This is a genomic window from Catenovulum adriaticum (assembly GCF_026725475.1).
Classification (GTDB): Bacteria; Pseudomonadota; Gammaproteobacteria; order Enterobacterales; family Alteromonadaceae; genus Catenovulum; species Catenovulum adriaticum.
On sequence record NZ_CP109967.1, the window covers coordinates 69,823 to 83,172 of the forward strand.

General features: G+C 38.5%; 10 protein-coding genes. 6 read left to right on the forward strand and 4 right to left on the reverse strand.

Translation table 11 applies throughout. The features are described from left to right. Positions 1 to 57: 57 nt before the first annotated feature. Positions 58 to 861 carry an alpha/beta hydrolase gene (locus tag OLW01_RS16320; RefSeq protein WP_268077022.1) on the reverse strand — a complete coding sequence of 268 codons (804 nt, stop codon included), beginning with the start codon at positions 859 to 861 and terminating at the stop codon, positions 58 to 60. Positions 862 to 875: 14 nt separating this feature from the next. Continuing rightward, entirely contained in the window at positions 876 to 1,982 is a 1,107-nt protein-coding gene (locus tag OLW01_RS16325) for a Zn-dependent alcohol dehydrogenase (protein ID WP_268077024.1), read from the reverse strand. Between the two features lie 150 nt (positions 1,983 to 2,132). Here OLW01_RS16325 and OLW01_RS16330 point away from each other — a divergent pair, with 150 nt between their 5' ends. Beyond that, complete coding sequence (locus OLW01_RS16330; RefSeq protein WP_268077025.1) at positions 2,133 to 2,996, forward strand: AraC family transcriptional regulator; 864 nt, start codon at positions 2,133 to 2,135, stop codon at positions 2,994 to 2,996. Between the two features lie 25 nt (positions 2,997 to 3,021). On the opposite strand, the gene OLW01_RS16335 is transcribed toward OLW01_RS16330, so the two are convergent. Both OLW01_RS16335 and OLW01_RS16340 read right to left on the reverse strand, forming a co-directional pair. Further along, complete coding sequence (locus OLW01_RS16335; RefSeq protein WP_268077027.1) at positions 3,022 to 3,693, reverse strand: HAD family hydrolase; 672 nt, start codon at positions 3,691 to 3,693, stop codon at positions 3,022 to 3,024. A gap of 71 nt (positions 3,694 to 3,764) precedes the next feature. Next, positions 3,765 to 4,376: a GntR family transcriptional regulator gene (locus tag OLW01_RS16340; RefSeq protein ID WP_268077029.1), complete on the reverse strand. Its 612-nt coding sequence runs from the start codon at positions 4,374 to 4,376 to the stop codon at positions 3,765 to 3,767. Positions 4,377 to 4,755: 379 nt separating this feature from the next. Between OLW01_RS16340 and OLW01_RS16345 the strand changes: the two genes are divergently transcribed. The 5 genes from OLW01_RS16345 to OLW01_RS16365 all read left to right on the forward strand — a co-directional run bounded on the left by OLW01_RS16345 (position 4,756) and on the right by OLW01_RS16365 (position 13,347). Further along, positions 4,756 to 5,859 (forward strand): mandelate racemase/muconate lactonizing enzyme family protein, encoded by a 1,104-nt coding sequence (locus tag OLW01_RS16345; protein WP_268077284.1) that lies wholly within the window; start codon positions 4,756 to 4,758, stop codon positions 5,857 to 5,859. 11 nt (positions 5,860 to 5,870) lie between these two features. Beyond that, positions 5,871 to 6,896, forward strand: a complete 1,026-nt coding sequence (locus tag OLW01_RS16350; protein ID WP_268077031.1) for a zinc-dependent alcohol dehydrogenase — start codon at positions 5,871 to 5,873, stop codon at positions 6,894 to 6,896. Between the two features lie 26 nt (positions 6,897 to 6,922). Next, the gene (locus OLW01_RS16355) at positions 6,923 to 7,687 is read left to right on the forward strand and encodes a 2,5-didehydro-3-deoxy-L-galactonate 5-reductase (protein WP_268077033.1); all 765 of its coding nucleotides are present in this window, start codon (positions 6,923 to 6,925) and stop codon (positions 7,685 to 7,687) included. 3 nt (positions 7,688 to 7,690) lie between these two features. Beyond that, positions 7,691 to 9,145 carry an aldehyde dehydrogenase gene (gene aldA, locus OLW01_RS16360; protein WP_268077035.1) on the forward strand — a complete coding sequence of 485 codons (1,455 nt, stop codon included), beginning with the start codon at positions 7,691 to 7,693 and terminating at the stop codon, positions 9,143 to 9,145. A gap of 545 nt (positions 9,146 to 9,690) precedes the next feature. Continuing rightward, positions 9,691 to 13,347, forward strand: a complete 3,657-nt coding sequence (locus OLW01_RS16365; RefSeq protein WP_268077036.1) for a TonB-dependent receptor — start codon at positions 9,691 to 9,693, stop codon at positions 13,345 to 13,347. Positions 13,348 to 13,350: the final 3 nt, after the last annotated feature.

The following is a 13,350-nucleotide window of genomic DNA, read 5'->3' on the forward strand; positions in this document are numbered from 1 at the left end:
CTTTAATAAGCCCGAAGTTCCAGCTCGGGCTTATTTTTTATATCGTCTTTTTATCTCTTACAAACTTTGTTCAATGTCGGCAAAAAACTTAACCGTTTTTTGTACATGTAAATGCCAGTATGCCCATTCATGTCCGCCAGAAAATTGCTCAAATAAATAGGGTATTTGGGCATCTTTTAACTGTTTTTCAAACTGTAAATTGCTTTCATACAGCACATCGTCTTGCCCACAGTCAAAACGAATTTTAGGCAGCTGATGGTGATTTTTCTTAAGCCAATACATCACATCTGCTTCAGATGAATGTTCACATTGGTATTCACTGAGCGGCGTCTCAACAAAATGCGCCATATCGGCTAATTTAGTAATGGCTGAGTGTGCTGAAATCCCGTTAAATAAATTTGGGTATTTAGCCCCCAATCGCAGCGCACCATAACCCCCCATAGATAAACCTGAAATATAAAAATGGCTGTTATGGGTAACTGAATCCAGCGTTTGCTTACAAGCATCAATCACATCTTCAACAATCCACTTTTCATAGTTACCCGCGTTCAACGAGGGCAAGTATGCGCTGCCATCTAGTCGGCCGCCATCGGAGGGCATCGCTAGAATAAACTCAGGGATATTTAATTCAGCTTTTACTTTTTCGTAAGCTTTATCAATACCGCCTAAATTCATCCACACCCAGCTATTGCCATATACACCATGTAATAAAATAATCACCGGCAAGTTTTGACCACTGGCATTAACATTATAAAAGTTAATGTCATGACGACGTTTTAAATGAGACGAATGTACAGTCACCATTTGCGTATTGTTTGGCGTAAACTCAGGGTTTGAAACTTCAAGTCGTTGTATTGTCATTAGCCGCTTCCTGATTAGTCTATTACTACAACACCTTTGGCAATACGTCCATTTAGCATGTCGTCAAAGCCTTGCGCGAGTGTTTCTAAAGTGTAAGTTTTGGTGACTAATTCATCTAATTTTAATTTTCCGCTTTGATACAGATCTAAAATTCTTGGAAAGTCACGTTCTGGGTTACATTTGCCATATAATGGATTGATATAAATTTTATCCCACTCAAATAATTCACAGTCAAAGTCGATGCGTTGTTCAATGCCGCTGGCTTGTACCGCTGTGCCTGCGCTTCTAATTAAAGCTAAAGGTGCTGAACCTAAGGCTGGAATGGCGGTGCATTCAAATGCGTAATCTGCACCTCTGCCGCCGTTTATTGCTTTAACCGCTTGGGCTACTTTTTTAAAGTCTACGTCGTTTTTTTCAGCAATAACACCATGAGTCGCTCCAAATTTTTTCGCTTGTTCTAATCTGGCTTCGCTAATATCTATGGCGATTACTTTAGCCGCACCTGATAAAGCTGCGCCTTGAATTACGTTTAAACCAACGCCGCCACACCCGATAACACAAGCGGTAGAACCGGCTTTTAAATCGGTCGTGTTAACCACGGATCCCCAACCGGTCATGACACCACAGCCAACAATTGAGGCTGATTCAAATGGAATATCTACCTCTGTTTTAACCACTGCGGCTTCTTTAACTACTGTGTATTCGCTCATGGTGCCTAAATGAAATGAGCGCTCAATTGGATTGTTATTATGCTGGCTGGCTTGACCATGGGCGTGGCCTGCTAATCCGCAGCCACAAACAGGTGAGTTGTTTTCACAAATGTGCGCGTTACCTTCTAAACATTGAAAGCATTGGCCGCATGGAATGGCCCAGTTTAAAATAACCTTATCGCCTACATTAACTTTAGTCACGCCTTCGCCGATTGCCGTTACCACGCCTGCGCCTTCATGACCGACAATAAATTCTTTGTTCCAATTTTGGATTGAATCCCAGTCAGTATGGCAAATGCCGGAAGCTTTTATTTTTATTTGTACTTCACCATGAGCAGGCTCGCCTACATCAACCGTGGTGAGCTTAAAGTTACCTTGACCGTCTGAAATAATAGCGCGAGATTTAAGCATAATATGTTTCCAGTTGTTTAAATTTATAATAATAGATTGAACCATGAGTCGCTTACTAATACTGTTAAATCACCACTGATAAATGTCAAATAATTGCTATTTTTTGAATTTTTGGTTTAATGGTAAAAGCACTCACTGATTAAGGTTAAAATGAAACCAGCAAAAGTCTATTGCGAGCCATTTTGCATTCAAAAGGGCTATAACTTTGAAATTCACCATGTTCAATACGATCAAGGCGATGATTATTCATGTTTTATGCACTTTCACGACGTGCATGAGATTATTATTTTTGAACAAATAGATGGTGTGTATTTTTATAGCCAAGGACAGTCTGATTTACATGATAATGACGTGGTTTTTACACCCAGCTTAGAAACGCATGACTTTGAACTGAGTGACGCAAAAAAATCTTGGTATATTATTCAATTTTTACCTGAATTTTTAGAAAAGGAAGGCTTGAATGAAGCCGCATCGTTTTTTCAGCATGGGATGCATTTACGGCTCGATAACACGTATTTAGCTGATCTTAATATTCAAGTTAAGTGGTTAATGCAGGCCTATCAACAAAATCCGCATAGCCAAAAAAGTTTAACTCTACTGAGATTAATCTTGTTATGGTTGTTTGAAAATTCAACACCTGTTACAGCACCTAACACCCAGCCTGTAAAAGAAACTTCTGGCTATAATCGGCTTAAACCGCTTATCGATTTATTTAGGCATCAAACCTATGTTGAGCTTAATTTAGAACAGGCTGCAGAGCTTTGTCATTTATCGCCTTCGTACTTTTCAAGGCTGTTTAAAAATGTTTTTCGCTGTAATTTTTCAGAATATTCAAACCAACATAAGCTATACAGTGCAGCGCGTATGCTAAGCCAAACTAATATGTCGATTACCGATGTGAGTTTTGAGTTAGACTTTTCAAGCCCATCTCATTTTATTGCTTTATTTAAAAAGCAATTTGGGGTGACGCCTAAAAAATATAAATCCGAATTTACCGCAAGGCTACAAAAATAACTTTTTAGATTATGATAAAGATAAGCTATATATTATCTAATAAAAAATGGGCATCTTCAAAACTATCGAACACATACGCACACTGGTTTAATAAGTCAGCCGGCAGCGGTAAATAATCAGGAATGGCAACGGTTTGGCAGCCAGCAGCAACCGCGGCCGTTACACCGGCAGTCGAGTCTTCAAACACTAAACAGTTTTCAGGCTTTACGTTAAGTTGTTCACACGCTAATAAATAACAATCAGGCGCGGGTTTAGCGTGTTCAACCTGATCTCCGGTAATAAAAGCGTCAAAATGGTTTAAATATTCTGTCCTACTAAAACTCAATATAGCGGCATCTCTCGCACTTGAGGTAACCAAAGCAATAGGCACGTTAGTCAGTAATAGTCGGTCGAAAAACGATTTAAACCCGGGTTTAAGTGGAACCCCTGCGCGTTTTTGTTGATCGATGTAATCTCGGTTATGGCGAATAAATTCATCCATTGGGAAATCATCGCCAAACATAGCTTGTGCGCGTTGATAGCACTCAGTCGCCCTTACTCCAACAAATTGATCATACATTTGAGCTGTAAAGTGAACATTGAAAGCTTTGGCGCTGTGCACCCAAGACTCACAATATATTTTTTCACTGTCAAATATGGTTCCATCTTTATCAAATAAAACCGCTTTTATTGGTTTGCCTATCGCTACCTGAGTCATTATAAAATTAGCAAATGTTTTTGTGGCGTGGTTAAAACGACTATTAAAGATAACCACAAAAACACTTTTTATTATTTTATATTTTTGCGCAGTGACGCGATTGCTTCTTTCACATCTTGTTTGCGTAACCCATCTACAATGTGTTTATGTTCATCAACTAAGGCTTGCGACGTTTTAATTCGCTTGTAGTTCATGCGCATACGCATCACGATTGGATACCAAATATTGGTTAAGTCTTCACCGCCAGCCAGCTCAACTAAATACTGATGAAATTCAACATCTGTTTTAGTTAATTCAGTGAACTCTTCGCGATCAAAGTGATCTTGCATCCGCTCAATAATTGATTCTAACTCTTGAACATGCTTATCTGTGATTTTGGTCACCACGTTTTTAATCGCAAATTCTTCAATTTTACGGCGAATATCAACGTTCAATTTTTGCATTTCAGCAGATAATGGGCTGCTAACTGACGAACCAACATTGTTACGGCTTACCAATAAACCTTCTTTAGTTAACTTTAACAATACATCACGGATAGGGCCGCGAGATACACCAAAGCGTTCAGCAAGTTGTTGTTCGTTTAATTTTGTATTGGATGTTAACTCACCCGAGATAATGTCAGACCGTAAAGCATCAGCAATTTGCTCACGAACCGGTACTATTTTATTTACTTTGTTATTCATATTTTATAGTCCAATAATACGACAATTACGATGTATCCAGAGATTGTAAACGAAAAAGCGTCCGTAACGAAGTTTTTAATACAATTTTGAACTATTTTTTAATATACAAGGGTAGATTTTAACTGATATTTGATTTTTTCGATTTATAGATAAAAAAATCGAATTTAAATTACGATTTAAAATAGGCGTTAAGGTTCTGATTTTCTGTGTGTTTTTAGATAAACGTGCGGATATTAAATAATAAGTATAAACTTATGATAAAAATATGTTTGAAATAAATTGTTAACAATGTACAATTAATTATAGGTTTAATTAGTATTGGATATAAAACGTGAATACTTCAGTGGGCAAAGAAGCTAAATTAGTGAGTATAGATACTATGAGTTCTATCATTAAATCAGTGAAAACTGAGTACTACCAAATCCCTTTGGCAGAAGTGCTTAGCGATGCAAAACATGGCGATCATACTCATTTTGAATTAGTGGTATGCAAGATCAGTTGTCATGATGGCACTGAAGGCGTGGGATATACGTATACGGGCGGCACTGGTGGTCGCGCTATTTATTCGTTAGTAGAAGATGAACTTAAACCTTTTTTATTAGGAAAAGATGCAAGTCGCATTTCTCAGTTATGGGAAGGCATGATTTATAAACTGCATTACGTGGGTCGTGGTGGTTTATTAAGTTTTGCGATTTCAGCTATCGACATTGCATTGTGGGACATTAAGTGTAAACAGCTAGATCAACCTTTATGGAAAGTAGCGGGTGGGATGAACGATAGAACACGCTGTTACGCTGGCGGAATTGACTTAAATTTCAGCCAAGAAAAACTATTAAACAATATCCAGGGTTATTTAGATCGCGGTTTTAAAGGCGTCAAAATTAAAGTGGGTAAAGCCGATTACCGTGAAGATGTGCAAAGAGTTGCCGCCGTACGTGAATTAATTGGTGATGATATTATTTTTATGGTTGATGCTAATTACTCGTTAACCGTTGAGACGGCGATTCGTTTTGCTAAAGCTATTGAACAATATGATATTAAATGGTTTGAAGAGCCAACTATACCCGATGATTACCAAGGTTATGCTCGAATAGCACAAAGCACCAGTATTCCATTAGCGATGGGTGAAAACCTACATACAGTTTACGAATTTAATTATGCCATTCAACAAGCTAAGTTAGGCTTTTTACAGCCTGATGCATCTAATATTGGTGGTATTACAGGGTGGATGAAAGTAGCAGAGCTAGCTTATGCGAATAATTTACCTATTTGTACGCACGGGATGCATGAACTTCATGTTTCTTTAATGTCTTCTCAGCCGCATGCTGGCTATATGGAAGTGCATTCATTCCCAATTGAACAATATATTACACAACCATTCGTGGTTGATGAAAATGGCCTAGCCGTTGCACCCAATGTAGCGGGAACTGGCGTCGAGTTTGATCCAAGTTTAGTGGGTCAGTATTTAATAAAACAATCTTAGAGGTTTCACAAATGATTGCAGCACAATATGTTGGTAATAAAAGTTTTGAAATTGTACCGGCAACAGATAAAAAACCTGATGCTGATGAAGTTAAAATTGCAGTTGGTTATGTAGGCATTTGTGGTACCGATATGCACGTTTACCATGGTGTGATGGATGCTCGAGTTAATCCACCGCAAACAATTGGTCACGAAATGTCGGGCACTATTGTTGAAAAAGGCGCAGACGTTACTGGTTTTGATATTGGTGAAAGAATCGTTGTTCGCCCACTTGATTGGTGTGGTGAGTGTCCTACTTGTGAAGCAGGCTTGACTCATATTTGTCAAAATCTGAAATTTATGGGTATAGATACGCCGGGTGCATTCCAATCTAACTGGACTGTAAAAGCGCGTACATTGCATAAATTGCCTGCTAGTGTAAGTTTAAAGCAGGGCGCATTAATTGAGCCATTATCAGTTGCTTGTCATGATATTAGTCGCTCACGTTTAAAAGCGGGTGAAAAAGCGGTTATTTTAGGTGGTGGCCCTATTGGACAACTAGTTGCAGCTGTTGCGAAAAGTGTGGGAGCTGACGTATTAGTATCAGAACCAAACGAAGCACGCCGTGCATTTGCTGAAGAAAAACTAGGGGTTAAATCGGTTAATCCTTTAGAGCAAGACTTAGCCGCTTATGTTGATGAGTGGACAGGCACTAAAGGCGCAGATGTCGTATTTGAAGTATCAGGCGTAAAACCTGCTATTGATGCGATGACTCAAGTAGCCGCTCGCCGTGGTCGTATTGTGATGGTTGCAATTCATTCGCAAAAACCTGAAATTGATTTATTTCAATTCTTCTGGAAAGAGTTAGAGTTATTAGGTGCTCGTGTATACGAAGGTGCAGATTTTGACTGGGCAATTGATTTAATTGCAACGGGTAAAGTTGATGTTGAACCTTTTATTAGCTCAGTTAATGGCTTAAAAGATATCGGCAATGCATTTGCTAGCATGGATAACAATCCACAAGGTATGAAAGCCCTTGTTGAATGTAACGCTGAATAATTGAAACCAATTTTAGAGGATTAAAAATGTTAGATAAATTTAGCCTTGAAGGCAAAGTTGCACTAGTAACAGGCGCAAAACGTGGTATTGGTAAAGGTATTGCATTAGGTTTAGCGGCTGCAGGTGCTGATATTATTGCCGTTTCTGCTAGCTTAGAGCTTGAAGGCTCTGAAGTAGAAAAAGAAGTTAAAGCATTAGGTCGTAACTTTAAAGCGTATCAATGTGACTTTGGCGATCGCGAAGCACTTTATGGTTTTATCAAAGACGTAAAATCAGATTTTCCTAAAATTGATATTTTAGTGAATAACGCCGGCACTATTTTACGTGCACCTGCCGCTGAGCATGGGGATGAGTTATGGGATAAAGTAATCGACGTTAACTTAAACTCACAATTTGTATTAAGCCGTGAAATTGGTAAAGATATGGTTGAGCGTGGCAGCGGCAAAATTATTTTCACCGCTTCATTATTAACATTCCAAGGTGGTATTACTGTACCAGGTTATGCAGCGAGTAAAGGCGCGATTGGCCAATTAGTGATGGCGCTTTCAAATGAATGGGCTGGTAAAGGCGTTAACGTTAACGCAATTGCACCTGGTTATATTGACACAGATAACACTGAAGCCTTAAGAAATGACCCTGAACGAAGTGCTGCTATTTTAGGCCGTATTCCGCAAGGTCGCTGGGGCAATCCAGAAGATTTTAAAGGCCCAGCTGTCTTTTTAGCATCAGACGCTGCCAGCTATGTAAACGGCACGACTCTATTAGTCGATGGCGGTTGGATGGGGAGATAATCCATGAGCTTAATAAAAAACAATTTAAATTTTGTTAATGGTGAATATATTGCCTCTAGTTCGAATGAAACGTTAGAGGTATTAAGCCCAAGTACTGGTGAATTGGTTGGTACTATTCCAGCTGGTTCAAAAGAAGATGCGAATCAAGCTTTAGAAATTGCAGACAAAGCACAAAAAGATTGGGGTAAAAAAACGCCACGTGTTCGTGCACAAATTTTACGTCAATTCGCAGCTTTAATTCGTAAAAATACCGAAGGCTTAGCGAATCTTTTAGTGCAAGAGCAAGGTAAATTAATTGATGTAGCGCGTATGGAAGTAAATGTAACCGCTACATTTATTGAATATGCGTGTGATAATGCGTTGACTTTGCAAGGCGATATTTTACCGTCTGACAATGAAAACGAAAAAATCTTTATCCATAAAGTGCCTCGTGGGGTTGTGGTTGCTATTACAGCTTGGAACTTCCCGTTAGCGCTTGCTGGCCGTAAAATTGGTCCGGCATTAATCACGGGCAACTCAATTGTTGTTAAGCCAACCCAAGAAACACCATTAGCAACATTGGCGTTAGGTGACTTAGCAAACCAAGCTGGTATTCCAGCCGGTGTCTTAAATATTGTTAATGGTACAGGTTCAGTAGTGGGTCAAACGTTATGCGAAAGCCCAATTACTAAATTAATTACCATGACAGGTAGCACCCGCGCAGGTAAAATTATTTACAGAACCAGCGCTGAATATTTAACACCAACCATGTTGGAATTAGGGGGTAAAGCACCTATGGTGGTGATGGAAGATGCTGACCTTGATAAAGCTGTAGATGATGCTGTAGTCACTCGTTATGCTAACTGCGGCCAGGTTTGTACTTGTGCAGAACGTTTATATGTTCATGAATCTGTATATGACCAATTTTTAGAAAAATTCTTACCGAAAGTGAAAGCACTTAAAGTCGGTGATCCTATGGATCCGAGTGTGGATATGGGACCTAAAGTAAATCCAAATGAAATTGCGAATATTAAGCATATTTTGGAAGAAGGTCTTAAACAGGGCGGTAAGGTTGCGTTAGGTGGGCAAGAAGCTAAAGTTGAAGGTTTTGATGGTGGTAACTGGTTTGAACCTACGGTGGTTGTGGATGTTAAACAAGACAATGTTTTAGTTCACGAAGAAACCTTTGGTCCGATTTTACCTATTATTAAAATTAGCAGCATAGACGAAGCGATTAAGTACACTAATGACAGTGAATATGGTTTATCTGCTTATCTGTATACCCAAAACTTAAATTATATCCATAGATCAATTGCTGAAATGGAAGTAGGTGAGGTTTATATTAACCGAGGTATTGGCGAACAGCATCAAGGCTTCCACAATGGTTGGAAACAAAGCGGCTTTGGTGGTGAAGACGGCAAATATGGTTTAGAACAATACGTAGAGAAGAAAACGGTTTATTTCACCGAAAGTCTTTAAGTACGAGTTTATATGATTAAAAAACCGCTGAATTTTCAGCGGTTTTTTTGTATCTGAATGTTAATAACCCTTCATTTAGCGAGTACAAGAGCGGGTTTAGTTATAAAAATATAATCCAATTAACAATGCGCTTATTCCACCGTTTAAAATTCAAAGATTATTTAATCGTTTCCTATAGGGAAATATTGTTAAGTTTTTTTGACTCTTACTAAAAACTCATGCTGATCGGGTTAAATATAATTGTCATAAATGCATTTTTTTATAGAGTTTTTTTATTGAATAATTATCAACTTAAACCATTTAAATTGCTGTTTTATATGGTATTTTTGTTGAATTGTGGCTTTTATATATAAATGTAAAATTATGGTTGTGATTAATTTGTAAAAAGCTGTTGATTTAAGTTAATTGTTGACAATATACTATACACATCGAGTCTAAAATGTTTATTAAACCTTTACTCGTTGTCTTAATTTTATGTAAAAAATGCGGTTATAGATCAAAGTTATAACCAGCTTAAATGTAAAATCCTTGGTGGAGATGAAAAGATGTCAACAATTCGAGAGCGATTTAAGTTAAGTGCGTTATCGATTGCAGTAATAAGTAGCGTTAGTTTTAATGCGTTTGCTGCCGAAAACGAAGAAGCTGATAATAATAAAAAAGAAAACGAAGAAACTGAAGTAATCGAAATCCAGGGCTTTCGAGGCAGCCTTGCGAAATCAATTAACGATAAGCGGTTTTCTAAAAACATAGCCGATACCATTAATGCTGAAGACATTGGTAAAAATACTGACCAAAACATCGCAGATGCGCTTGGTCGAGTAACGGGTGTCTCTATTGTGAGTCGTGATGGTGAAGGCTCACAGATTTCAGTTCGTGGCGCTTCTTCACAGCAAAATAATATATCTATAAATGGTCAACAGCTCACAACAACTGACTTTAGCCAAGCGGTTGACTTGAGCACCTTTTCATCTGATATATTGTCACGTTTAGAGGTAGTAAAAACACCTAGTGCCGATCATGACGAAGGCTCATTGGGTGGTAGTGTAAACTTGGTTACTGTTAAGCCATTAGATATACCTTACACCATTAAAAACTTATCTATTCAAGGTCGATATAACGATTTTGTTGACGAATCAGATTACAAATTACAATTTACAGCATCAGAAAAGTTTTTAGATGAGACTTTGGGTGTTGTTTTAACAGCTTACACAGAGACCAAATCAACAAGACGTGACCAATACCGAGCTGAGAATTTTGTTGCATCAGAAACAGTCGATGTTGCTTCTGATCAAAACAATAATTTGCTTTCTGGTGTACGTGCGATTGAACCTTCAAACACTATGTATGAATTGAATCAATCTGACACAGACCGAAAAGGTTTAACCTTAGGTGTTCAATGGTTACCGAATGACGCAAGCCAATTAACGTTTGATTTAACTTATACTAAACAAACAAAAGAAACCATGTACGATGCTGTATTAACTCGTCGTACAGGCAGTAACAATAGTAACTTGGTTGAAGGGGAAATTCCGTTAAATAACTATTCAGGTTTCATCGCTGATTCAACCGATCCTCAAGAAGACTGGTATGTTATTGATACCGACACAAATACATTCATAAAGAAATTAGATCGTTTTGGGGCAGGCGATATTCGTCGGTCAGAAGGCGGTGATAAACAAGAAAACTTAAATGTTTCTTTAAAGTATGAGTTAGATATTACAGACGATTTACGTATGACCACTCAAATTGGTCATTCGAATAGTAAATCAAATAATCTACCTAATGCATGGACAAACATGCAAAACTTTCAACAAGTAGCTGGCCCGTTACTATTTGAGGTGCCTTTAGAAGAACTTCAACCAGTTGGTTTTGACTGTACTACTGGTACATGTGAAATGGTGACAGGCGACCAATTTTTGGATTTGGGTGAGCATACTTCGGAATTTACAGACGAAAATGGCGAAATTCAAGCCGGTTGGTATGATAATACCAATGTTGTGACAGGTTATAACCCTGGTGATTTAAACTCTTATCATCTAGGTTTTATTTCGGTTAAAGATACCACAGTTGAAGATACGCTTAACAATGCTCAAATTGATTTCGACTATTACTTAGATTGGGGGCCAATTACCTCTATTGAATTTGGTGGAAAAGTCAGTCAGCGCGAAAAATATGTTGATAACCAAACCTATACCTTTACATCATCCACTCAAACTGAAGTAATTACGGATGATTTTGGTAATGCGATTGTACTACCAAGTGGTCCATTAAGCGGCATTAGCGGCTCAATGATTGCGGATGAAAATGGCTTACCGTACGATGATTTCATGGATTCTTTAGGTTATGGCCGTAGTGCAGCAACACAAGGTTGGACACCTATCGATGTTATCGAAGCTCGAGATCGAGTTTTGAGTGACGAAAACACAGTACCGAACGTCGACGATACCAATACGCGTGGAACCGATTTAAATACGCAAGCCGTTTATTTTAAGACAAATTTTGAGTTAATGGATGGCCGTTTAACCGGTGACCTAGGTGTGCGCTATGTTAAAACCGAAGTTGAATCTCGTGGTTATGCGGGTGCTAACTTTTGGTCTCATACCGACTTTAATCTAGAGCGTGAATTCGATCATGTTAAATTAAAAGAATTACGAGATACTTCACTACCTGAATGTCGTCCGGTGAATGTCGAAGAGCGGCTTGGGTATAACAACAAATTTGAACGTGTTGATGGTTTAGGTTGGGACACATCATCTGGTCCAGATCCATCTGGCTGGACCAGAATTGAAGACCAAGGTGCTTGTTACGACCCAACATATGCCACTTGGTACGATATGGTTACAGATGATATTGCAGATGCAGATCAAGAAGTACCAGAGATGGGTTGGGATCAAATGTGGCGATATGCAGATGTTTCAACCTCTCACATTAATGGTTGGGACAGCGACGTTATCACCTGGAATGGCTCTACACCGGGTGCTCGCGACTACGTTGGATTTTTACCAGAAACCATTGAAAATAAGCGAACTAAATCGACGCAAGCCACTGGTAGCCATAGTTATACAAATGTGTTGCCTAGTTTAAATTTAAACTATGCATTCTCAGATGAATTTGTTGGTCGTTTTGCTATTTCTAAAACCATGACTCGTCCAGAAATTGATCAGTTACGACCTGGTTTCTCTTTAAAAGAAAATGCTTATTGGGGTGGTGGTAGTGTTTTTTATGGTAGTAGTGTTGATATGTACAACACTCAATTAGAGCCATTAGAGTCTAATAACCTTGATTTATCGTTAGAGTGGTACTTTAACCCGACTTCAATGTTAAGTGTTGCCATCTTCAATAAAGATATGAAAAACTTTACGGATATTAGTTCAGATATTACCTATTTGACTGATTTAAGAGAGTTTGAAGGCACAATTGACGCATCAAGTATCACAATGTTAGCCGATGACTCACTACCAGATAGTGGTTTAGATGGTTGTATGCCAGTTCGCTCGACAGCTGATGCTTTCAAAAATCGAAATGATCCTTTGGTACTGAGTAATGACTTGAAAGATCTGTGTCAACAATTTCAGATTAACAAGGTAGTTAATGGTAAGGGCGCAACAATAACCGGTTTAGAACTTGGTTATTCTCAAACTTATGACTTCTTACCTGGTGTATTAAGCGGTTTAGGTGTGTCGGCTAACTATACTTACCAAGATAGTAGTTATGATGCGGATATTTCTGATATTTCAGGTGAAAAATTGCCAGAATATCCAGTAGCAGATACGCCTGAGCATACCTATAACTTAACCACTTTTTGGGAACAAGATGGTCATCAAATACGCTTAAGTTACAGAGGTTCATCGGATTCTTTAGTCGGAACGGACTGGAATACAGGCCAGCGCGGCCGTACTTGGAATCAAGGGTCAATCTGGAATGAAGGCCGTGACAGCTTAGATTTATCTTTATCTTATAAGTTGAATGAGCAAATTAGCTTTACTTTCCAAGCGGTTAATTTAACAGATGAAGCTTACAGAACGTATTTTACAAGTAGAACATTAGAAGTGCAGCGAGAGTACGCCGACAACGCTAATGGATATAACTTTGTTGCTTTAGAAGAAGGCAATCCATTAGAAGGTGATGCGACTAAATCTCGAACTTATACCAAATATAAAGTGGGTACTACTTATCGTTTAGGTATGCGCGTTAACTTCTAAATT

Excerpts from the sequence above, each read along its gene's own strand:
- OLW01_RS16325 (WP_268077024.1), bottom strand. The coding sequence starts at position 1,982 with ATGCTTAAATCTCGCGCTATTATTTCAGACGGTCAAGGTAACTTTAAG.
- OLW01_RS16365 (WP_268077036.1), top strand. The coding sequence starts at position 9,691 with ATGTCAACAATTCGAGAGCGATTTAAGTTAAGTGCGTTATCGATTGCA.
- OLW01_RS16340 (WP_268077029.1), bottom strand. The coding sequence starts at position 4,376 with ATGAATAACAAAGTAAATAAAATAGTACCGGTTCGTGAGCAAATTGCT.
- OLW01_RS16350 (WP_268077031.1), top strand. The coding sequence starts at position 5,871 with ATGATTGCAGCACAATATGTTGGTAATAAAAGTTTTGAAATTGTACCG.
- OLW01_RS16320 (WP_268077022.1), bottom strand. The coding sequence starts at position 861 with ATGACAATACAACGACTTGAAGTTTCAAACCCTGAGTTTACGCCAAAC.
- OLW01_RS16345 (WP_268077284.1), top strand. The coding sequence starts at position 4,756 with ATGAGTTCTATCATTAAATCAGTGAAAACTGAGTACTACCAAATCCCT.
- OLW01_RS16330 (WP_268077025.1), top strand. The coding sequence starts at position 2,133 with ATGAAACCAGCAAAAGTCTATTGCGAGCCATTTTGCATTCAAAAGGGC.
- aldA (WP_268077035.1), top strand. The coding sequence starts at position 7,691 with ATGAGCTTAATAAAAAACAATTTAAATTTTGTTAATGGTGAATATATT.
- OLW01_RS16335 (WP_268077027.1), bottom strand. The coding sequence starts at position 3,693 with ATGACTCAGGTAGCGATAGGCAAACCAATAAAAGCGGTTTTATTTGAT.
- OLW01_RS16355 (WP_268077033.1), top strand. The coding sequence starts at position 6,923 with ATGTTAGATAAATTTAGCCTTGAAGGCAAAGTTGCACTAGTAACAGGC.